This window comes from Marinomonas sp. THO17, from assembly GCF_040436405.1.
Classification (GTDB): Bacteria; Pseudomonadota; Gammaproteobacteria; order Pseudomonadales; family Marinomonadaceae; genus Marinomonas.
In genome coordinates this window covers 2,935,350-2,956,216 of sequence record NZ_AP031575.1, presented here as the reverse complement: position 1 = coordinate 2,956,216, position 20,867 = coordinate 2,935,350, and the positions used below count along the sequence as shown (strand labels likewise).

The window sequence follows — 20,867 nt, the reverse complement described above, 5'->3', positions numbered from 1 at the left end:
GACTAAAGTCAGTAAGACACTAAATGAGATATGGTTTCTATGGTGTAATGGCTTTCTTAAACATGGTGCCAAGTTATGGAAAGCAATTAAACCAAATAGAAGACATAGAAGGAGATAGTAAAGTTATTCATTCATCACTTCAGGAGATGGTTTTTGATCAATGTGACTCGTTGTTTAAAGAGTTAGATAAATGGAACGAGTGTTTGGAAAAGCCATCAGTTAATAGTTTTGTAGAGCTAAGTTCAGACAAGGAATATTGATATGATCAACTTGGCAGATAAACGGCTGAGTCAAATAAGTTATAGCATGGTGATACGATTACCTGCCCCCCTATAATTCAGTCCAGGTTTTAGTGAGTAGTTTTGACGCTAGCTGATCATTGTCTGAAGCGTGACTTTGACGATGACATGCTCAAAGTCGATTATTTTTGAGAAAGTAAGTGGCAATATGCTCAAAAAATGCGGTTTTTGAGAAAGTAAGTGACAGTATGCTCAAAAAATGCGATTTTTGAGAAAGTAAATCGTCTTATGCTCAAAAAACAAAGATACTGAACAATGGAAACAACGCTAGCACCGCTGCCACCAGAATCTGATTTAGAAACGCCTGCCGTATTGAAGGCGCTCATATCAGCGCATCGTCACTTGGCTGAGCTCAAGGGCGTAGCCAAAACAATCCCGAATGAAGGTATGTTGATCTCAACGCTCGCGTTACAGGAAGCACAAAGTAGTTCAGCGATTGAGAACATCATTACCACGCAAGATCAGCTTTATAAATATCAACTGCATAATGACAAGGCTGATCCGGTCACGAAAGAAGTGGCGTTCTATGCGCAGGCATTACATCTTGGTTATCACGAGGTGTTGAATGCTGAAGCGCTTACGCTGAATACCATTATTGAGATGCAAGAGGTGCTGGAAGGCAATCGCGCAGGATTTCGTAAAACACCAGGCACTATCTTGAAAAATGAACTCACAGGAGAAGTAGTTTTTCAACCGCCATCACCCGATAAGCTCATTGGCTATATGGCTGATTTAGAGCAATTCATAAATACTATGCAAGCTCTAGATCCTCTCGTTTGTATGGCGCTTATTCATCATCAGTTTGAAACAATACACCCTTTCTATGATGGTAATGGCCGTACAGGGCGTATTATTAATATTTTGCACTTGGTGCTGAATGGCTTATTAGATACGCCGATTTTATATCTCAGCCGCTATATCAATCATACCAAAGATCAGTATTACAGCTTATTGCAGGTTGTGAGAGATACGGGGGAATGGGAAGCGTGGATATTGTATATATTAAAAGCCGTCTCAGTGACAGCTGAGCACACAACAGCTGTGGTGGAAGCCATCGGCGATTTATTGATTGAGCAAAAGCGGCATATACGTGCTCAGCATAAATTTTATAGCCAAGATCTAATGAATAGCTTATTCAGCCACCCTTATACTAAAGTGGCATTTATCGAGGAAGCTTTAGGTGTTTCAAGAGCAACCGCTACACGCTACCTTGATGCACTTTGCGAAGGCACATTAAGCAAACATAAGCTCGGCCGCGAGAGCTATTACGTGAATGATGCGCTAGTGGCGCTGCTATTTGAGCTCCCACCGATTGAGTAGGTGCTTTTTTGAGCTTAGAAACAATATATCGAACTAGTAAGAATCTTGACGGGTTCATTTTTTAAGTCCGCTTTTGACCGTTAGGAAATCTTTGTATTAGTATTTTGTCTTGCCTTTACCCTCACATGCCCAACATATTACGGTGTATCCCGCATCCTTTTTGATCATTCGAGCGCCATGGCAAATGTTGCAGATCATAGTTCTTTCTTTTTTCTTTGGAGGTTCCTTTGTGTTAGGACTTTGACTTTTTACTGCCTCTAGAACGACTATAATAAATATAATTATTCAAATGATGATGAATGCTTCCATAGGGTAACTGCCTCTTGTTTTAGAAAGAAAAGCTATAAAAAGAATAAGATACCAGGAAAATTAGTCTGGCTTAGATGCATCTAAACTACGAACATAAGCATACCATTCCTTAGGTTCATACCCTGCTTTTTCCAGTAATACTTCACACAGTGCACGGCTAGAAGCACTATTAAACTCTAAGACTTTTTCTTTTATTTTTCTGGGTACAATGGATGAATTGATAACGTGATCGAAGAATATTTCACCTCTTTTTCTGTAGCCTAGGTATTGGCCACAGTGAAGCGCGGTATCTCACTCATGATGTTCAATAGAATTTTTATAGATCTTAGCTTATTTTTGCAGAATTTTTCTCTTTATTTTATGGAGACAATGGACAGAACGGGAATCAAATCCTTTAAAATCTTTATAAATCATTTAGATAAAGATAATTTAAAGCAAAATTAAGCGGCTCTATTTTTTAATGAAATCATTTTAAATCAATAAATTGCAGTATTGGTGCCCAGAGGCGGAATCGAACCACCGACACGAGGATTTTCAATTATTGAATCAGTTTATCAGTAATCAAAAGTGCTCAATTTATTAAGATTAAATGCCGGTTAACTTTTTTAAAGTGAGCAGTTGTGGATAGTTTTTTGTTAACCTTTTGTTCACTTCGTTCAATTACATGTTCACTTATTTAGGGTCTTTATTTGAGTAAAGGTTGTAGGCTGTTGGCTTGTTCTTGGGCCTTGGTTGCGCTTTGGGTGTAGTTGGACGCTTGTAAAGGAGGCGAGGTCACGCTGGCGCCACCGGGATCTGTCCAAGTGTAGTTGTGGGTATGGGCCGAGGCGACGTTGGCCAGTTCATAGACGGTGTTCATCAGATCCAGCAGGAGTTGGTAGATGTTGGTTGATTCGTCACCGACGTGATGTTTTTCGGCAATGATTTCTCTTAGCTTGCCAATGCGCTGTGTTAGGTTTTCGGCGATGTCGGCAGAGACGTTTTGCCCTTTGCTTTGCCAGTCGTTGTTTTGATCAACTTGTAGGTAGGCGTTTTCAGATTGCTGCCAGCGTTGGTCGGTTTCCGCCATGTTGGGCAAAGTCAGGCCATGTGGTAACACTGAGCGTATGAAAGGATGGGCTGGAGAACCATAAGCAAAGGCAATTTCCACTAAGGTGCCGACACTGGGTTTGGCCCACAGGCCACGTTGCATACCGCCTGCTGGCACAGGTAAGAGCACATCGCTAATCACGGGAATGTCCTTGTCGGGTTCGCCATTTTGTTTGAGAACTTGTACCGAGACGGCATAAACCGGTGTGTCTTCGCTGGCGGTTTCGCCGGCGAGTGGGCTGCCAATATCGGTGACACTCGCCCAGATAGGGAGATGCCAACCGCTGGCCAGTTCTGGGTATTTCCTTTGCAGTATGCGGGTTAGGGTTTTTTCCATGAGATCACCATTTTTGAGTCGGTTAGTCGAACCTGATAAAGGCGGTTACCATTCACTTGATAGCCTGCTCTCAGACCGGGAATGGCGAGCAGTTCAGCACTTTTAGTTGCAAGCTGTTTGTCCAGTATGTCTGCCGGTACGCTGATCGGGCTATTTGCCCAATGACCATCTTGCCAAGCACCAACAAAGACTGAGCCATCGCGCCTTTGTATCCAAGTAAAATCAGGGATAGCAAACACTTTTTCTAGACTGTTCAGCAAGTGAAAGCCCGTTCCCGTATTAACAAAGTGAGGCACTTGCTGTTGGCTGTATGAGGCTTGCTCAGGCCAAGTAAAGTTTAAGCTTGTTTGCTCGCTCACTGCGTTTAGTACGTCCCCTAAGGTGGCATGGCGTAAGGCCATGGGCACGGACATTTCCATGAGGTTGGCTTTTTCCCGACAAAATAAGGTCTGGGTAGTTTGGCTGGCGGTCACGCAATTTTCTATGTAGCCATAGAAATGACCATGCTGTTGCTTACCGTTAATGGAAAAAGAAAAGTACACTATGCCACTTAAGGCCTTGTCGCTCTGTACCACGAAGCTGGCGCGACCAGGTCGCGAATCATCGAGACAAATATCATGAGATACCAGTGGCACTCGCTCTGCGTTAATGGTCAATTGAAAGTCGTATTTCATATTATGATCCGTTTTCGTTGGATAAAGCGCTGTCCAGTTTGTCAATTAATTTGTCCAACCAAGAACGATTGCCTTGCGCTTCTTCAGCAGCGGCTTGATCCGCTGCGGCCAGTTTGGTGTCGCTTTGTGCGAGGCGTTGGCTTTCGATTTTTTCCGAGGTGGAAAGGTGTTCCAGCAAGGTAAAGCTCACACTCCAAGCGTGACTGCCATCCATCTCTTGTGCGGAAACGCGATCGGTAAAGCGCACCTGACGCACCCCAAAGGCGCTGGCGGTTTGGTTGTCTATGTTGTACACGGTACGTTTTCCCGTGCCTGAATCCGTCGCGCTGCTGAGCAGTAGTATGGTCGACAGCACATCGGCGTCTTCGTATTTGATGTTTAACGACACTTTCAGGCGCTTTGGCTTGAAGCCTTTTTCGGCGGTCGCGGTGGATGAGCTTTGTCCCGACAGGTCTTCTTCAGGCAAAGGCAGTTCACAGGAGACTTTGAGGCCATATCCTGTGATGGTGGTGTTGTTGAGAATCAGTGCAATCATAAAAATTCCTCTTTGCTTTGTCCTATTAAATCGTTTTTAGAGCCGAGTTTTGCCGTAATAGGCGAGGTTGCGGGGGCGATTTTCATTGGCAGTTGGGACAACTAATGACGCATTAAACCCAATCGCATCAACTAGACCTGAATCCTGAGACACGCCGAGATCACCCACATCCTGACTCTTAAAATACATCGCGCCCGACACACGCTGTCTGTTTTCTGAATTAGACAACCCAGATCCAAACTCACCGACAATATTCCTAATAGCATCCCCCTGCCAACTCGCAAAACCACGCCCTGCATCCGCCCCTCTACCACCGTCGTGCATACGGATAAACTCGCCGCCCACTATAGGCAAGGTGAAGGTAGTTGAACCATCCCCATCACCGTAATAGCCGCCATAGGTCACTGGGTCCGCGTCTTTTACCGCTTGGCCAATGAAGTTGGTGGAAGCTTGCGCAATAGCAAAGGCAATCGGATGACTGGTGCGACTTAGGGTCGAGCCGTCCAAGGCGTATTCGCCGGGGCGTAATACGTCCACGGTATCTATCCATAATTTGGTGATGTCCAGCACATCGTTACCGGTTAAAGGGTTGATCTGTTTGGCAATGTAAAAACCTTCGTTGAAATAACGTACCGTCAAGAAGGCCGAAGCAAACACCTGATGAGCGGCCACGCCACGCAAGGGTAAAGGCGCCAGGTCATCAATTTGAATGGTCACGGCGGCGGTGTTAGTGGCCGCCACCTGAAAACGAAATTCATCCCAATCCTTGAGTTGACTAATGGTCCCATCGCCGTTTTGACTGCTTAAGATGAGTTGGTTTTCATCACCACTCAGGGTAAAGGTTTGTCTTTGATAATATTGTGCGTGCGGGTTTGGCTTGGCTTCATGTTGAGCAATTTGCTGCTCAGTAAAGCCATTGGCTTGCGCCAAGGTGGTCGCGTCTTGAGTGTCGCTATACTGATAATACTGAGGATGCGGATCCGCTTTGGCTTCATGTTCGCTCAAGGCTTGTTGCGCAGAAGACAAGGTCGCCGCACATTGTTCATCTGTGTACTCAACATACTGTGGATGGGGGTTGGCCTTGGCTTCATGCTTGGCCACATTGTCATAAATCACTCTGTGGTCAGTGATCTCGCCATCCGTATTTATGTCCGCTAGTTTGCTGACATAGTGGGCAAGGCCATTGCTGTCCACATAATCACTGTTTACAAAGTCCCTGTCCACAAAATCACTTGTGGCCTCGGTTTGCACTTGTATTTGGCTGACTGTGGTCTTGTCCGACACATCCCCTTGCAAGCTCACATCGAGCCAAATTGAGCAAGGCAAGTCGCTGACAGTTAACGTTTCTTGTTCCGCCAACTTGGTGCGAATGCCACCCACGTAGCCCACACCCGCTTGCAGCTGGTATTGATCGCCTTCTTTTATGACTTGGTAAGCGCTATCCAAGAAACTGGCTTGACCGTACAAGTCCAAATTGGACAAGCGTTCCCGCTCGTCCATACCATTAAAGCGGGTAGAAAAGTCCAACTGCCACGTCTCCGCCGGCACATTGGCCCCAGTGACATTTTGAATACCGGAGTACTTAAGCAAGAAGTTACGGGCAATGGTGTTGCCTTCCATCCCTTCGGTGCTTTTGCGCTTATCGATAGGCGTAATGTGTGCCACGGCAATGAGCACCTCTTCCTCGTCCACCAAGCCAATCCAGTTAAAGGTAAAATCCCCTATGGTGGAATCCATGATCAAGGAATAGACCACCTGATTCGGGTTCAAGTAACTGTGTTTGGTATAAGGCAAGGTCTGTACTATCTGCTCATCCCTTGGCAACTCGGCCACGCGATCACTCGGTTCCGCGCCCAGATCCGGCACATTGGCCAGCACGAAATGACTCATCGTCATGCGACTGGCGTTGCCTTGTTTGTTGGCGATTTGCGCTTCGCCGGCTTGCGTGAGAAAAGACATGTTATTTTCCTAATCCGTGATTGAGTTGCTTAACATTTGGCGAACTGAATAACCAATACCGTGACATAAACACTGCCTTTAAAGCCGGGTTTTGCCGTAATAGGCGAGGTTGCGGGGGCGGTTTTCATTGGCGGTTGGAACAACTAACGATGCATCAAAGGTCGTAGATCCTTTAGTGGTACTAGTGGTTCCTGAAGTAGCAATTGTATGTTCAAGATCTTCATTTACATATGTAAATGCTCCTGCTACACCTTCAGTAAAAACATTATAGTTAGTGTTTATTCGACCAAAAATGTTTCGAATAGCGTCCTCCTGCCAGCCGCCAAACACTCTTCCCTCATCCACCCCTCTGCCACCGTCGTGCATACGAATAAACTCGCCGCCGACTATAGGCAAGGTGAAGCTAGTTGAACCATCTCCATCGCCGTAATAGCCGCCATAGGTCACTGGGTCCGCGTCTTTTTCCGCTTGACCAATGAAGTTGGAGGAAGCTTGCGCAATGGCAAAGGCAATCGGATGACTGGTGCGACTTAAAGTCGAGCCGTCCAAGGCGTATTCGCCGGGGCGTAATACGTCCACGGTATCTATCCATAATTTAGTGATGTCCAATACATCATTGCCGGTCAAAGGGTTGACCTGTTTGGCAATGTAAAAAGCCTCGTTAAGGTAACGCACGGTCAAGAGGGCTGAGGCGAAGACTTGCTGGCCCGTGGTGACGCCACGTAAGGGCAAGGGCGCTAAACCATCGATTTGAATGGTCACTGAGCCACTATTGGTACTGGCCACTGCAAAGGTAAATTCTTCATATTGGCCCAAGGCCGTTATTGGATTGCGGCTGTCTAGACTGGTCAACACTATTGCATTATCCGTTCCCGACACCGCAAAACCTCGCTTCAACTGATATTGCGGATGGGGGTTAGCCTTGGCTTCGTGCTTGGCCACATTGTCATAAATAACTCTGTGGTCGGTGACCTCGCCATTGGCGTCTATGTCTGCAAGCTTGCTGACATAATGGGCAATGCCATTGCTGTCCACATAATCACTGCCCACAACATCACTTGTGGCCTCGGTTTGCACTTGTATTTGGCTGACCGTGGCCTTGTCTGACACGTCTCCTTGCAAGCTCACATCGAGCCAAACAGAGCAAGATAAGTCACTGACAGTTAACGTTTCTTGTTCCACCAACTTGGTGCGAATGCCGCCTACGTAACCCACACCCACTTGCAATTGGTATTGATCGCCTTCTTTTATGACTTGGTAGGCGCTATCCAAGAAACTGGCTTGACCGTACAAGTCCAAATTAGACAAGCGTTCCCGCTCGTCCATGCCGTTAAAGCGGGTAGAAAAGTCCAACTGCCAAGTCTCTGCCGGCACATTGGCGCCAGTAACAATTTGAATACCTGAGTACTTAAGTAAGAAGTTACGGGCAATGGTGTTGCCTTCCACCCCTTCGGTGCTTTTGCGCTTATCGATAGGCGTAATGTGCGCCACAGCAATGAGCACATTTTCCTCGTCCACCAAGCCGATCCAGTTAAAGGTGAAGTCTCCCACGGTGGCATCCATGATCAAGGAATAAACCACCTGATTCGGGTTCACATAGCTGTGTTTGGTATAAGGCAAGGTCTGTACTATCTGCTCGTTCCTTGGCAACTCGGCCACGCGATCACTGGGTTCCGCGCCCAGATCCGGCACATTGGCCAGCACGAAATGGCTCATCGTCATGCGACTGGCGTTGCCTTGTTTGTTGGCGATTTGCGCTTCGCCGGCTTGCGTGAGAAAAGACATGTTATTTTCCTAATTTATGAGGCTGTCGTTGATCGCCTAATGAATTTTTTTAACTGCCCCAACACTTGCTGGGATTTGCTTAATGACGGTGTTGTCACTGGCACTGTCTGCTCAGATTGCTCACTTTCTTGCTCCGTTAAACGTATGCCAAATCGCTCTAGTACGGCCTGATCCATCACAGCCACTGCACGATACTCTGGGGCGATATAACCCTTTTTGCCCTTGCTTAAACTGTGGTCATACTCTTCTGGGTAGGTGGCCATGTCTTGTTGCACCACCACTGTTGCCGCGGCAATGGCCTCTTCCCTTGTCATAGACGCCTGTTGAAAATCGTCAGCGCTATTCATAATGTGTGTGTTACCGCGCATACGGGTCTCCTCGTCAGTTAATAACATTCGACATGATCACAAACACCGCGGGCGGCAATATGACTGACCGAGTGCCACGGCGTGTTACTCCAGGCCGAGCAACGAGGCCCAGACTCTTGGAAGTCCCAGCCGCCGCCAAAAAGCGAAGCGCCAACTCCGGAGCTTCCAGCCCCGCTGTAAATTTGACCCTCACCATTTGTGTCACCTGCATACCACTCATAGCCACTTGATCCGTTACCGCGATCCCACATTTCCGCCCCCCACTGCCAGATTACGCCTGAAACCCCTTCGCAGCCGATCATAGAGCGGGCGGCAGCATTAAACTCGGTAGTTACCGGATCAGTGCCGCGCTTGTAGCCTGTGGTTGAGCCAAAAGCCAATTGCTCAAACTCATGACCAAACGGCAAACGCTTGCCGAACGCCGCCAGCACACGCGCAGCAGTGTAGCGACTAAAATCATCATATTGAGCTGTTCCGTCACCGCCCCACACAACAGGCACTTTCGGTGCGCTGTCGCCGTCGGCGATTTGCGCTCCGTAGGCGCTGGTGCCCAGTAAATCCGGTGTGGTGTTTAACAGATAAATGTCTGACCAAATGCCCTGAGGTGAGCGGACCATACCCCGCGGATCGCGCACATTTGGTCTGTAGTTCAGGTCATACAATGAATATTCGTTGATAAAACCGTCTTGGTAGTGAAAGCCCCCCACCCGACGGGAGGTTTCCGCCGTGTATCCCTCGGGCATTGTAAAGTTTGCTGAGACCAGCAAACCGTCTGGCGTGGCGTAAATAGCGTAATCTGTGCCTAAAGACAGGCTGTCTGGTAACAGTATTTCGAGCCCTTCTGGGTAGCGATAAAAATGTCCGCTGAGGGCCACGTCGACATCCGCCGCGTTTTTTAACTGACCCGCGTCCAATTGAAACTGTGCTTGATGACGAATCCGCTTGTTAAATGAGGTTGACAATTGGGCAGCCAAGGTATTGATCATAGACTGAGCAAAGGCTAGGGAACGGGTATCTGTTATCTCGCCGTTAGCATCTATATCTGCAAGCTTGCTGACATAATGGGCGATGCCATTGCTGTCCACATAATCGCTGTCCACATAATCGCTGTCCACAAAATCACTTGTGGCCTCGGTTTGCACTTGTATTTGGCTGACTGTGGCTTTGTCTGACACATCCCCTTGTAAGCTCACATCGAGCCAAATTGAGCAAGGCAAGTCGCTGACAGTTAACGTTTCTTGTTCCGCCAACTTGCTGCGAATGCCACCCACGTAACCCACGCCTGCTTGCAATTGGTATTGATCACCTTCTTTTATGACTTGGTAAGCGCTATCCAAGAAACTGGCTTGACCGTACAAGTCTAGATTGGACAAGCGTTCCCGCTCGTCCATACCGTTAAAGCGCGCGGAAAAGTCCAACTGCCACGTCTCTGCCGGCACATTAGCGCCAGTGACATTTTGAATACCGGAGTACTTAAGTAAGAAGTTACGGGCAATGGTGTTACCTTCTACTCCTTCGGTGCTTTTGCGTTTTTCAATGGGCGTAATGTGCGCCACGGCGATCAGCACCTCTTCTTCGTCCACCAAGCCGATCCAGTTAAAAGTGAAGTCCCCTATGGTGGAATCCATGATCAAGGAATAGACCACCTGATTGGGGTTCACATAGCTGTGTTTGGTATAAGGCAAGGTCTGTACTATCTGTTCGTCACTTGGCAATTCGGCAACGCGATCACTGGGCTCTGAACCCAGATCTGGCACATTGGCCAGCACAAAATGACTAATCGTCATGCGACTGGCGTTGCCTTGTTTATTGGCGATTTGTGCTTCGCCGGCTTGCGTGAGAAAAGACATCTTCCCTTCCTAATTTATGAGGCTGATGTTCGACCGACCAGCTTTTTCAGTTGTCCCAGTACTTGCTGGGATTTGGTCGGCGTGGGTTCATCTTCTAAAACAGGTTCTTCCAACAAAGCGTCTTGCGGCAAGTCTTCCCCGAGGGAGACAATGGTGTGCTGACTGCCATCGGCCAACCAATACTGGGTGCCAACCTTGTCGATGACGTAATGCCATTGACCCTGTTTGAAATAGCGTTGATGATCTGGTTTTTCCTCGATCAAAGGCACATCGGTGGCGAACGCGGGCACCAAATAGTCGCCCGTGACCGGGTCTTGGCGCGCTTCTATGTCACCTTGATAAAGGGGAAACTCTGCCCCCAGTTGAAATTTGTGTAAGTGCATAATGACTCCTAGTTAAAGACGGTGTTTAAAGACGGGTTTTGCCGTAATAAGCGAGGTTGCGGGGGCGAGATTCTTTTTCGCCATTTGCAATAGCACGTACTGCATCCGAGTCTGTATACTTGCTATAAGTATTGCCAGTACCATATCTATAATGAGAATAAACACCATTATTGCCTGTTGAATTAACATCTTGTCTTGAATGGACTATCCCAAATCCATCGTTCTCCATCCCGACATAATGACCATGTGATTTATTAGCTGATTCCTGCCAACTACCAAACGCTCTTCCATCATCCACACCTCTGCCACCGTCGTGCATACGAATAAACTCGCCCCCCACTATGGGCAAAGAAATACTGGTGGAACCATCGCTTTCGTCCGTATAACCATAAAAACCCGCATAGGTTTGAATGTCAGCCTCTTTACTCGCTTGGGCAATGCAGTTGGAGGAGGCACGAATCAAACTCACCGCAATGGGGTGGTTTTTGCTGTTGATGCTACTGCCATCCAGTAGGTATTCGCCGGGGCGAAGTATGTCTAAGGTGTCTATCCACAGCTTGCCAATGTCCGTAATCGTATTACCGGTTTTTGGGTTGATTTGCGACTCTAGGTAAAAGGCCCCCGCCAGATAACGCAGGGTCAAACAAGCCCCCGCTAGCAACTGGTTAGCCGCACTGACACCAACCAGACTCAAGGCCTCTAAGTCATCTACTTGAATCGTCACAGCGGCAGTGTTGGTCGCCGACAAGACAAAGGAAAAGCACTGATGATCTGCTAAATGAGAGACAGGGTTGGTGCCCGCCACACTGGTCAACACAATCTCATTGGCTGAACCACTGACACTAAAGCTTTGTTTACTCTGGTATTGCGGATGCGGATCCGCTTTGGCTTCATGTTCGCTCAAGGCTTGTTGCGCAAAGGTCAAGGTCGCCGCACATTGTTCATCTGTGTACTCAACATACTGTGGATGGGGGTTGGCCTTGGCTTCATGCTTGGCCACATTGTCATAAATCACTCTGTGGTCGGTGACCTCGCCATTGGCGTCAATGGATGCAAGCTTGCTGACATAATGGGCGATGCCATTATTGTCGAGATAATCGCTGCTCACAACATCACTTGTGGCCTCCGTTTGCACCTGTGCTTGGCTGACTGTGGTCTTGTCCGACACATCCCCTTGTAAGCTCACATCGAGCCAGATAGAGCAAGGCAAGTCGCTGACAGTTAACATTTCTTGTTCCGCCAACTTGGTGCGAATGCCGCCCACGTAACCCACACCCGCTTGCAATTGGTATTGATCGCCTTCTTTTATGACTTGGTAGGCGCTATCCAAGAAACTGGCTTGACCGTATAAGTCCAAGTTGGACAAGCGTTCCCGCTCGTCCATGCCGTTAAAGCGCGCGGCAAAGTCCAATTGCCAGGTCTCTGCGGGTACATTGGCCCCCGTGACATTTTGAATACCTGAGTACTTAAGCAAGAAGTTACGGGCGATGGTGTTGCCTTCCACCCCTTCGGTGCTTTTGCGTTTTTCAATAGGCGTAATGTGCGCCACGGCAATGAGCACATTTTCTTCGTCCACCAAGCCGATCCAGTTAAAAGTGAAGTCCCCTATGGTGGAATCCATGATCAAGGAATAAACCACCTGATTGGGGTTCACGTAACTGTGTTTGGTATAAGGCAAGGTCTGTACTATCTGCTCGTCCCTTGGCAATTCGGCCACGCGATCACTGGGCTCCGCGCCCAGATCTGGCACATTGGCCAGCACAAAATGGCTTATGGTCATGCGACTGGCGTTGCCTTGTTTGTTGGCGATTTGCGCTTCGCCGGCTTGCGTGAGAAAAGACATCTTGGTTTCCTATGGTGTCATTAATTTATGCCTTGGCTATGTTATAGGTGCATCTTGTCGCTGCATTTCGCAGCTGGGTTATTTAACTGGCTTATTTAACCGCTTGGTCAATCGACTTCTGGTCTTGCGCTTGCGTTAATTGGCTTGGTGGTGTGCCCCAATCAATTTGGTTGGGAAAGCCCTCTTGCTGCGGAATCTTGCTCACGAACTGACGATAAGCTCGCCACTCAGCCAGTTCATCCATTCGACGATCCATTTCCTCAAGAATGCGCTCCGATAAGGCCTGACACTGAGCTTGCATGGTCTCTGTTAGGCTCGTTTTTGCAGCTGTTTCTGCTTCTACTGCTGATTCTGTTTCGACAGCGGGTGTTATCCAAACCCCATCTTCAGAGGTTAAAATGTCGCTAAAGTGACAATACACAGCTTGGCGATCATCGGCCGGGGTAATGTGTTTAATGCCAGCACCATCCACATAGAAGGTGGTGTACCCCAACTGATTAGCGTCCACCAGTGTGCTGCCATTAAATCTTAGATGGGCAAATTGTGCCGTATTGAGTATGAGATGATGGGATTGAACTTGGGTCGTGCGACCCACCACCAAATCGTCTTTAATAATGGCGTACATCAATATACCTCCACTGCTATATAAGAAGGGTCTGTCGTAGTCCAACCTGACGTACCACTGGTCATATTGAATGAAATATTGTTGTATTCGTAGACAAACATCACTTCGTATTTGTAATCCGTTCGATTTGCCCGACCAGCCAGCCTGCCATTCGCCAAATCGCTATATACATAGCCTGGTGTATTACCCACATGAATCCGACGAGTTTTGTAAATTTCCAAACCATTTAAAGAATAAATAAGATAGCCATAAGCATAACCTTGGTGAAAACATAATAAGGCCTGATATGAACTGACATAATCGAATGAACGGCTGTAATCGTTACTAAAATCTAAGCTCATCACCACTTGTGAAGCCGTTAATGGGTAAGATTCTATTGTTTCAAAATAGGCTAACTGACCTTTTGGCAGATGTTGCAGATTGCGATACGAAGTCAATTCGCCATTTACCACCGCGGCTAACAGCACATCGTCATACGTGGCATCAAAACTTTCGTCATGTTGTTCTCGCTGCTCCGGGTTATATTCTGTGCTGGCCAAATTCAATAGACGAAAGCCATGAGTTAAATCAAAACGCAGGTGGTAGGTTTTGCTTAAATCCAGCGTAAAAGACCTCTCTGGGTAATCGGACGTATTAATGTCCAACCAACCAAAGAGACGAATCACTTGCCCTGCTTCTATGCTTAATTGACTGCCTGCTAAAGACATGGCCAATCGATTGGTGTCAGTCATGACGTGCGGATAAATAGGAATGCGCTTGAATTGTTCCAGCAAGGCTTGGTTGTCCGTCAAGGTTGAGTACTGAGGATGCGGATTGACCTTGGCTTCATGTTGGGCAACATTGTCATAGCTCAGCCTGTGGTCAATGATGTCGCCATTGGCCGTGATGTTAGCGAGTTTGACAACATAATGGGCTACGCCATTGGCGTCCACATAATCACTGCCGACAAAACCACTGACATAACCACTCATAGCAGCCGTTTGTACTTGTATTTGGCAGACTGTGGCTTTGTCCGACACGTCTCCTTGCAAGCTGACATCGAGCCAAATTGAGCAAGGCAAGTCGCTGACAGTTAACGTTTCTTGTTCCGCCAACTTGCTGCGAATGCCACCCACGTAACCCACGCCTGCTTGCAATTGGTATTGATCACCTTCTTTTATGACTTGGTAAGCGCTATCCAAGAAACTGGCTTGACCGTACAAGTCTAGATTGGACAAGCGTTCCCGCTCGTCCATACCGTTAAAGCGCGCGGAAAAGTCCAACTGCCACGTCTCTGCCGGCACATTAGCGCCAGTGACATTTTGAATACCGGAGTACTTAAGTAAGAAGTTACGGGCAATGGTGTTACCTTCTACTCCTTCGGTGCTTTTGCGTTTTTCAATGGGCGTAATGTGCGCCACGGCGATCAGCACCTCTTCTTCGTCCACCAAGCCGATCCAGTTAAAAGTGAAGTCCCCTATGGTGGAATCCATGATCAAGGAATAGACCACCTGATTGGGGTTCACATAGCTGTGTTTGGTATAAGGCAAGGTCTGTACTATCTGTTCGTCACTTGGCAATTCGGCAACGCGATCACTGGGCTCTGAACCCAGATCTGGCACATTGGCCAGCACGAAATGGCTCATCGTCATGCGACTGGCGTTACCTTGTTTGTTGGCGATTTGTGCTTCGCCGGCTTGTGTGAGAAAAGACATGATTAAGTCGCCTCGCTGTCTGTTTCTTCGCTGTCTGTTTCTTCGCTGGTTGCGCTTGCGCTTTCTTGCTTAGCCTCTTGTTCTGTTTCGTTTTCCGTTTCCTGCTCGCTTTCCTGTTCCGTTTCAGCAGGCTCAGAATAGGCCTCCAAATTCAATTGCCAATAGGCGTCGTCAGTGACATCAATATCCAGTAAATCTTCACGGGCCAATAGGACCTCCAATGCCGCCAAGTGGGCCGCGATCCATTGTTTGCAAGCCAACTGTTCTTCCGCTGTGTACAAGCCCAATGACACATTCATTTGGCCGAATTGATCCCATTTACTCTCAATGCGCCTTGTGCATTCATCATTGGCGAGTGCGGTTTGGGTTTCTAAGGTCGCTGGTGCTTCTGGCTCGCTTAATAAGGCCCAATCGGGTAAATTTTCCCCTAGCTCGCTGATTTCGTAGGCGCTTCCTTCCTCGTCCCAATAAGCGGTGCCGCGCAAATCCACACAGCTTTGCCAAGTTTGCTTTTGCCCCTCTTGTTGCCATACCGCCACTTGGTCTTCGTCCACTTCAATCGGCGCGTCAAAGGTGGCGTGAGCAGGTAATAACCAGTGGTCTGGGGTTAAGGGATCTGGGTCTGCATAGACTTCGCCAAGGTATTCGCCGGTTTGCGGATCGTATGCGTAAGCGACTTTGTCTGTTGTTTGCTCTGTCATGGTGTTCATCCTTTAGTATTTGATGTAAGCGGCGAAGGCACGGTTGCGAGGGCGAGTTTCATTTGACCCATTATGAGTAATATGTACATTACCTGAACGCGTGGTTCCCCCTAAACGAAAGGTTAATCTCCAACCCTCTCCACCTTGAGAGACACCAAATTGAGAACTTGTCGATCCAGCCATACTCAGGTTATGCGTATGAGACCTAAACTCATCCCCCTGCCAGCTTCCCAATCCCCTTCCAGAATCCACGCCTCGACCTTCATCCCAACCACGGATAAACTCACCGCGCAAATCCGGTACATTGAAGGTGGTCGAGCCATTACCCGCCCCATACATAGTGCCTATCTTGCTAAACAAGGCGGCGTAGGTGGTACGGGAAATGGCCGCGCCATTGGCCTTAATAAAGCCTGCTGGGGCGGACGAAGTGGCGAAAAAATGAATGCTGCCCACAAAGTCGCCAACAAAGGCTTGCGCTGTCGCCAAGGTGTCCGCCACTTGCTCATCGGTATAGTCTTTCGCCGACGCCAGCGCCGCGTTGCTTTTGCGCGTGGCATCGCTTTTGGCCGTGGTTAAGGTGGTTGCGGTTTTGCTGTCGGTGTAGGCTATGTATTGCGGATGCGGGTCGGCTTTGGCTTCATGCTGGGCCACGTTTTCATAGATCACCCGAGCGTCTGTGATGACCCCGTCCGCCGAGATGTCGGCCAATTTGGTGCGATAGTAAGTCACGCCATTGGCATCTTGTGTCTCTGCATCAAGGGTATCCGTTTGCAAGCGCAAGGAAGTCACAGGCTGTCTGTCCGCGATGTCGCCTTGCAGACTGGCCTCTAACCAGACGCTGGTCGGTAAGCTGTCCACTGCAAGAGGCTCAGCGGCGTGGTTTTGTACACGTATCCCACCTAGATAACCGACACCGGAAGACACTAGATACTCTGCCTCTTGTTCTTGCTTTAGCACGGACCAAGCCTCACCAAGAAAGCTGGCGTGGGCATACAGGTCAACATTGGCCTGACGCTCTCGTTCATCCACGCCCAAAAAACGTTCAGTAAAATCCAACTGCCAGGTTTCGGCCGGCACGGTAGCGGCTGTCACTTTTTGAATGCCAGCGTACTTTAATAAGAAGTTACGAGAAATGGTGTTGCCACGCTTATTGCCTTTGGTCTTACGCTTTTCAATGGGGGTAATGTAGGCCGTGGCGATTAATACCTCTTCCTCATCCACCAAGCCGATCCAGTTAAACGAGTAATCCCCTATGGTGGAATCCAACACCACGGAATACACCACTTGGTTGTCGTTCACATAAGCGACTTTTAAATAAGGATGGCGATCCACTATGAATTCGGACGCTGGCAAATCCTCTACTCTGTCTTCTGGCTCTGCCCCGAGTTCGGGCAAATAAGCGAACACAAAGTGAGTAATATTGACATGGCCACCATTAGCCTGTTTGTTGGCAATTTGCGCTTCACCAGCGCGGGTTAAAAATGACATCCGAATACTTCCTTTTTTTGCAGCTTAAGCACTGGCCACATCCAACGCCCATTGACAACCAAATTCCCCTAGGTGAATGTCGATATCTATGTCATTCACCACGGTCAATTGGTAACGGCGACAAGTGCGACCATAGGTTTGAATAATGTAGTTAAGTAGGTCTGTGTTACTGGCGATTTGTGAGTCGGTGAGCAGCAAGGCAATGGCATCCCAATTGACCTCGTCTTCACGTTCCACCACCTGCATCTCACCGATACCGAGACGCTCAAACACTTCCACCAAGCCTGTGGTTGAACCTGCTTCCATGGCGTTTTTCTCGGCGTACATGACGCGCCGACGAAACATGTCGTCTGGTTCATCGGTAAAACGATCAATGTCTGCTTGGTAGGCGTAGTACTTGAGCAATAAAGGGCTACAGGTTTCAGGATTCATTTGATCCAGTGGCGTTTTGATCCAGCTTTCCGTCTTGTTCCACCAAGTGGCAAGGGCGTTTTGCAGCTTCTGCACTTGTTCGCCACGACGAATCCAGACGGGCAATTGATACCTTGGTGCCATGCTTAGCCCTCCACAATGGTGATACTGTTCAGGGTTGGAATGGACAACTCAGAAACAATGCTGTTGAGGTTAAACTCCACGTCTTCTAAACCATCAAACAGGTCAAAAATCTCCCCCGCCAACTGGGTGAAAGAGAAGCGCGAATAGGGCTGAGTTTTCGTCATGTCGTAGGCGGAATTACCACGAAACGCCGCATAAATAGCGTTGTAAACGCCTTTGCTGATAGTTTCTTTTTCCACGTCCAACAAGGTATCGGAGAAATACAAGGTCGCCGTCACATCGTGTTTGGTTTCCGGCATGGCGTAAGCCACAATGTCGTCACCATGGCCGTGATAGCCTTCTTCCGATAACTGACGATTAATGGTTTCCAAATAACTTTCTGCCGGTGCATTTAGGTCAAACAGGATAAAGGCATTGGCCGTTCCTGGGCCACGTGGGGCATTGTGCTCCAGCCAAATTTGGTCGGTTTTTACCCCTGCCCAAGAGGAGATCAAATACTTGTACACACCGTCCGTATGGTAATGACTTAAGGTATTAAATGAGTTACGGATGCGCAGACGATAGGATTCCACGTCTTCTAGATCCGCACCCACTTGGTCAATCCAGTTTTCCGGATTGGTCACTGTGACGCCCTCTAGATCACAATGGTTATAGTAATTTCTTTCCAAGTTGTATGCCGTGGCCGCTTGCTCTGAGGTCACCGCGACGATAACACCAGACTCGTCTGCTTCGATCATGGCTTCGGCATCGGTGACCACACGATACACAGTGTTGTTGATCAAATCCGTGTACACCACTGTGCCAGCCGGAATCACAATTTCGCCGTCAAGTCCGGCCCGGCTAAACACCACTCGGCCCTTAAGAAACTGCGCTTCTTTCCGCGTACAGTTGTAGCGATCACCCCATAACTCAATAAAGGCTTCGCTAACCGTGGATAAGAAAAATTGTGGCATCACATGGTTGGCCAAGGCCTCTACCAACCAATTCACGGGCTTGGTGGCAATGCTGCTGATCACACGCCAAAACGGGCTGTAAATTGAGTTGTTATAAATGGTGGAGCCGGATTCGGTGACCGTTTTGCTAAATTCGCTGTTTAACTCGTCTTCCGTGGTGGGCACACCCGCGTCAATCAGTACTTGTTTAAAATCACTCATAGGGAAACCTCTATGTATTCACCGTCAATGGTTTGTGCGACACAGGTCAGCACATCGTCGTTTAATTCCACACTGGCGGTGCCAGGATAAATACGGGAATCATTTTCAATTTCTAATTCAATGACCTTGGCGGCGGCCGTCAAAGACACGCGGTTACGCTCACCCACCATCAAGATGGTGAAGCCTTTTTCACGCATCATATGGCGTAAGTCCTGCGCAACACAGTCGGACAGAGACACCAATTCCGGTTCGCCTAAGCCAGACAGCACTAGGTCATCGTTTTGAATTAATAGATCGATACTTGCCATTAGCTTGCCACCATCTCAAGTTCATACATCAGGTCGTCACCACGCACACCATTGCTGTGATTGTGCACTTCAATCTTGTCTACCTTGGTGGACTTCTGCTGCCCACCGAATTGTTGACTGATGCTCTGCATCACGTTGTCCTGACCGGGCTCCATCGCGGTTTTATTGCCCGGCAAAGCCACTTGTTTATTCATGGCTTCTTGTTCGATAACGGATTTTTCAATGGCTTTTGTGGACTCATCTTCGTCTCCAAAAGAGAAACCGAAGAGACCCGCAAACTTTTTGATGCCTTTGCTGATGGAGGCAAATGGGTTAAGCGAACTCAACCAAGCAATAAATTCCTCCCACCAAGTTCGTAATGGCTCAAAGATGTTGGCACTGGCGAAATTCGATAATCCCTCAAAGAAGCGCCCCACGGCGGCTGTCACTTGGTCCCAATAGACAATCAGACCAACAATGGCGGCCACCAAAGCCACTATGCCCAACACCACCCAAGTAATTGGGTTAGCGAGCAAGGCCGCACTGAAAGCAAACAAGGCTGGTAAGGTCGACATCACGGCGACACGTAAGATGCCAAAAAAGCCCACCACGCTAGCGCGTAATACAGCAAACAACCCGCTAAAGGATTTTTTCAGGCCATCCAGAACAGAAGAAACACCCGAAACCTTTGGTTTAATCTGAATCTTAGGTTCGATGTTGAGGGTCGGTTTAAAGTTTAAGGTCGGGGCGAAGTTCAGCTCAGGTTTCACATTCACCTTAGGCACGATATTGAGCTCAGGCTTTATGTTCATCTTAGGAACGATATTGAGCTCAGGCTTTATGTTCATCTTAGGCGTGATGTTTAGCTCTGGGGACACATTAAGCTTAGGGGCGATGTTTAGCTCTGGAGACACATTGAGCTTAGGTGCGATGTTCAGCTCTGGAGACACATTCAGCTTAGGCGCGATGTTCAGCTCTGGAGACACATTGAGCTTAGGTGCGATGTTCAGCTCTGGAGACACATTCAGCTTAGGCGCGATGTTCAGCTCTGGAGACACATTCAGCTTAGGCGCGATGTTTAGCTTAGGCACGATATTAAGTTCAGGGGCCACATTAACCTTAGGTGTGATGTTTAGCTCTGGCGCCACATTGACCTTGGGGGTGATGTTTAGCTCTGGAGACACATTCAGCTTAGGTGTGAGATTCACTTGAGCGGTGACGTCAAGCTGTGTACTCATCGCCATCTTTGGCAAAGGTTGCCATGTGGGCTCAACCAAGATCCGCCAGGTGACTTGTACCTCGCTCTTCAGTTTGTCTAGTACCTCGTCCATTGCAACAGACAATTGCTGACCTTGAGTTTTTACGGAATCCAATGCCCCACGGGCAAGTGAAGACACCGCTTGGACGCGCTTCTGTAACGCGCTGGTCACACCTTGAATGCGCTGCAACAGCGCCAAGGTTTGCTGTATTTCTTCCAGTGAGTTCATATTATTTACCCGTAAAGGCTTTGGAGATGCCACGCGCAATCGCGGCACTGGTTCGTTCCAGCTCGCGCTCTTCTAACCAAAGAGCGCGGCCGAGGTGTTCAGGCTGATCGTCCGCGAAGGGCAAC

The 20,867-nt window shown here is 48.3% G+C and carries 19 protein-coding genes; 2 read left to right on the top strand and 17 right to left on the bottom strand.

The annotated features are described in order from the left end of the window. The first annotated feature begins 23 nt into the window (after nucleotides 1-23). Complete coding sequence (locus ABXS85_RS14120) at nucleotides 24-260, top strand: hypothetical protein (RefSeq protein ID WP_353667161.1); 237 nt, start codon at nucleotides 24-26, stop codon at nucleotides 258-260. A 294-nt stretch (nucleotides 261-554) separates the two neighbouring features. After that, a complete protein-coding gene (locus tag ABXS85_RS14115; RefSeq protein ID WP_353667160.1) occupies nucleotides 555-1,619 on the top strand; it encodes a Fic family protein in 1,065 nt (354 codons plus the stop codon). 994 nt (nucleotides 1,620-2,613) lie between these two features. Here ABXS85_RS14115 and ABXS85_RS14110 read toward each other — a convergent pair. The 17 genes from ABXS85_RS14110 to ABXS85_RS14030 all read right to left on the bottom strand — a co-directional run bounded on the left by ABXS85_RS14110 (nucleotide 2,614) and on the right by ABXS85_RS14030 (nucleotide 20,742). Next, nucleotides 2,614-3,354 carry a hypothetical protein gene (locus ABXS85_RS14110; RefSeq protein ID WP_353667159.1) on the bottom strand — a complete coding sequence of 247 codons (741 nt, stop codon included), beginning with the start codon at nucleotides 3,352-3,354 and terminating at the stop codon, nucleotides 2,614-2,616. Beyond that, nucleotides 3,339-4,028 (bottom strand): hypothetical protein, encoded by a 690-nt coding sequence (locus ABXS85_RS14105; RefSeq protein ID WP_353667158.1) that lies wholly within the window; start codon nucleotides 4,026-4,028, stop codon nucleotides 3,339-3,341. The genes ABXS85_RS14110 and ABXS85_RS14105 overlap by 16 nt, the downstream gene beginning before the upstream one ends. A gap of 1 nt (nucleotide 4,029) precedes the next feature. Beyond that, nucleotides 4,030-4,563, bottom strand: coding sequence for a DNA-binding protein (locus ABXS85_RS14100; protein WP_353667157.1), 534 nt, complete (start codon nucleotides 4,561-4,563; stop codon nucleotides 4,030-4,032). A gap of 36 nt (nucleotides 4,564-4,599) precedes the next feature. Beyond that, nucleotides 4,600-6,522 (bottom strand): phage tail protein, encoded by a 1,923-nt coding sequence (locus ABXS85_RS14095; protein WP_353667156.1) that lies wholly within the window; start codon nucleotides 6,520-6,522, stop codon nucleotides 4,600-4,602. Nucleotides 6,523-6,600: 78 nt separating this feature from the next. Beyond that, nucleotides 6,601-8,307: a phage tail protein gene (locus ABXS85_RS14090; protein ID WP_353667155.1), complete on the bottom strand. Its 1,707-nt coding sequence runs from the start codon at nucleotides 8,305-8,307 to the stop codon at nucleotides 6,601-6,603. A 14-nt stretch (nucleotides 8,308-8,321) separates the two neighbouring features. After that, nucleotides 8,322-8,675 (bottom strand): hypothetical protein, encoded by a 354-nt coding sequence (locus ABXS85_RS14085; RefSeq protein ID WP_353667154.1) that lies wholly within the window; start codon nucleotides 8,673-8,675, stop codon nucleotides 8,322-8,324. Between the two features lie 17 nt (nucleotides 8,676-8,692). Further along, the gene (locus ABXS85_RS14080; protein WP_353667153.1) at nucleotides 8,693-10,525 is read right to left on the bottom strand and encodes a phage tail protein; all 1,833 of its coding nucleotides are present in this window, start codon (nucleotides 10,523-10,525) and stop codon (nucleotides 8,693-8,695) included. 14 nt (nucleotides 10,526-10,539) lie between these two features. Then, nucleotides 10,540-10,908, bottom strand: a complete 369-nt coding sequence (locus tag ABXS85_RS14075; protein WP_353667152.1) for a hypothetical protein — start codon at nucleotides 10,906-10,908, stop codon at nucleotides 10,540-10,542. A 25-nt stretch (nucleotides 10,909-10,933) separates the two neighbouring features. Continuing rightward, entirely contained in the window at nucleotides 10,934-12,751 is a 1,818-nt protein-coding gene (locus ABXS85_RS14070; protein ID WP_353667151.1) for a phage tail protein, read from the bottom strand. A 91-nt stretch (nucleotides 12,752-12,842) separates the two neighbouring features. Then, on the bottom strand, nucleotides 12,843-13,376 hold the full coding sequence (locus ABXS85_RS14065; RefSeq protein WP_353667150.1) for a phage tail assembly chaperone: 534 nt from the start codon (nucleotides 13,374-13,376) through the stop codon (nucleotides 12,843-12,845). Further along, complete coding sequence (locus ABXS85_RS14060) at nucleotides 13,376-15,070, bottom strand: phage tail protein (protein WP_353667149.1); 1,695 nt, start codon at nucleotides 15,068-15,070, stop codon at nucleotides 13,376-13,378. Before ABXS85_RS14060 ends, ABXS85_RS14065 begins: the two co-directional genes overlap by 1 nt. A 2-nt stretch (nucleotides 15,071-15,072) precedes the next feature. Next, a complete protein-coding gene (locus tag ABXS85_RS14055; protein WP_353667148.1) occupies nucleotides 15,073-15,771 on the bottom strand; it encodes a hypothetical protein in 699 nt (232 codons plus the stop codon). A 12-nt stretch (nucleotides 15,772-15,783) separates the two neighbouring features. Next, on the bottom strand, nucleotides 15,784-17,259 hold the full coding sequence (locus ABXS85_RS14050) for a phage tail protein (protein ID WP_353667147.1): 1,476 nt from the start codon (nucleotides 17,257-17,259) through the stop codon (nucleotides 15,784-15,786). A gap of 24 nt (nucleotides 17,260-17,283) precedes the next feature. Beyond that, complete coding sequence (locus ABXS85_RS14045; RefSeq protein ID WP_353667146.1) at nucleotides 17,284-17,814, bottom strand: phage tail protein; 531 nt, start codon at nucleotides 17,812-17,814, stop codon at nucleotides 17,284-17,286. A 2-nt stretch (nucleotides 17,815-17,816) separates the two neighbouring features. Continuing rightward, on the bottom strand, nucleotides 17,817-18,968 hold the full coding sequence (locus ABXS85_RS14040) for a baseplate J/gp47 family protein (RefSeq protein WP_353667145.1): 1,152 nt from the start codon (nucleotides 18,966-18,968) through the stop codon (nucleotides 17,817-17,819). Beyond that, a complete protein-coding gene (locus ABXS85_RS14035; protein ID WP_353667144.1) occupies nucleotides 18,965-19,276 on the bottom strand; it encodes a DUF2590 family protein in 312 nt (103 codons plus the stop codon). Before ABXS85_RS14035 ends, ABXS85_RS14040 begins: the two co-directional genes overlap by 4 nt. Beyond that, the gene (locus tag ABXS85_RS14030; protein ID WP_353667143.1) at nucleotides 19,276-20,742 is read right to left on the bottom strand and encodes a hypothetical protein; all 1,467 of its coding nucleotides are present in this window, start codon (nucleotides 20,740-20,742) and stop codon (nucleotides 19,276-19,278) included. Before ABXS85_RS14030 ends, ABXS85_RS14035 begins: the two co-directional genes overlap by 1 nt. Nucleotides 20,743-20,867 lie beyond the last annotated feature (125 nt).

Coding starts and splice junctions, on each gene's coding strand:
- ABXS85_RS14120 (WP_353667161.1), top strand. CDS start 24: ATGAGATATGGTTTCTATGGTGTAATGGCTTTCTTAAACATGGTGCCA.
- ABXS85_RS14115 (WP_353667160.1), top strand. CDS start 555: ATGGAAACAACGCTAGCACCGCTGCCACCAGAATCTGATTTAGAAACG.
- ABXS85_RS14110 (WP_353667159.1), bottom strand. CDS start 3,354: ATGGAAAAAACCCTAACCCGCATACTGCAAAGGAAATACCCAGAACTG.
- ABXS85_RS14105 (WP_353667158.1), bottom strand. CDS start 4,028: ATGAAATACGACTTTCAATTGACCATTAACGCAGAGCGAGTGCCACTG.
- ABXS85_RS14100 (WP_353667157.1), bottom strand. CDS start 4,563: ATGATTGCACTGATTCTCAACAACACCACCATCACAGGATATGGCCTC.
- ABXS85_RS14095 (WP_353667156.1), bottom strand. CDS start 6,522: ATGTCTTTTCTCACGCAAGCCGGCGAAGCGCAAATCGCCAACAAACAA.
- ABXS85_RS14090 (WP_353667155.1), bottom strand. CDS start 8,307: ATGTCTTTTCTCACGCAAGCCGGCGAAGCGCAAATCGCCAACAAACAA.
- ABXS85_RS14085 (WP_353667154.1), bottom strand. CDS start 8,675: ATGCGCGGTAACACACACATTATGAATAGCGCTGACGATTTTCAACAG.
- ABXS85_RS14080 (WP_353667153.1), bottom strand. CDS start 10,525: ATGTCTTTTCTCACGCAAGCCGGCGAAGCACAAATCGCCAATAAACAA.
- ABXS85_RS14075 (WP_353667152.1), bottom strand. CDS start 10,908: ATGCACTTACACAAATTTCAACTGGGGGCAGAGTTTCCCCTTTATCAA.
- ABXS85_RS14070 (WP_353667151.1), bottom strand. CDS start 12,751: ATGTCTTTTCTCACGCAAGCCGGCGAAGCGCAAATCGCCAACAAACAA.
- ABXS85_RS14065 (WP_353667150.1), bottom strand. CDS start 13,376: ATGTACGCCATTATTAAAGACGATTTGGTGGTGGGTCGCACGACCCAA.
- ABXS85_RS14060 (WP_353667149.1), bottom strand. CDS start 15,070: ATGTCTTTTCTCACACAAGCCGGCGAAGCACAAATCGCCAACAAACAA.
- ABXS85_RS14055 (WP_353667148.1), bottom strand. CDS start 15,771: ATGACAGAGCAAACAACAGACAAAGTCGCTTACGCATACGATCCGCAA.
- ABXS85_RS14050 (WP_353667147.1), bottom strand. CDS start 17,259: ATGTCATTTTTAACCCGCGCTGGTGAAGCGCAAATTGCCAACAAACAG.
- ABXS85_RS14045 (WP_353667146.1), bottom strand. CDS start 17,814: ATGGCACCAAGGTATCAATTGCCCGTCTGGATTCGTCGTGGCGAACAA.
- ABXS85_RS14040 (WP_353667145.1), bottom strand. CDS start 18,968: ATGAGTGATTTTAAACAAGTACTGATTGACGCGGGTGTGCCCACCACG.
- ABXS85_RS14035 (WP_353667144.1), bottom strand. CDS start 19,276: ATGGCAAGTATCGATCTATTAATTCAAAACGATGACCTAGTGCTGTCT.
- ABXS85_RS14030 (WP_353667143.1), bottom strand. CDS start 20,742: ATGAACTCACTGGAAGAAATACAGCAAACCTTGGCGCTGTTGCAGCGC.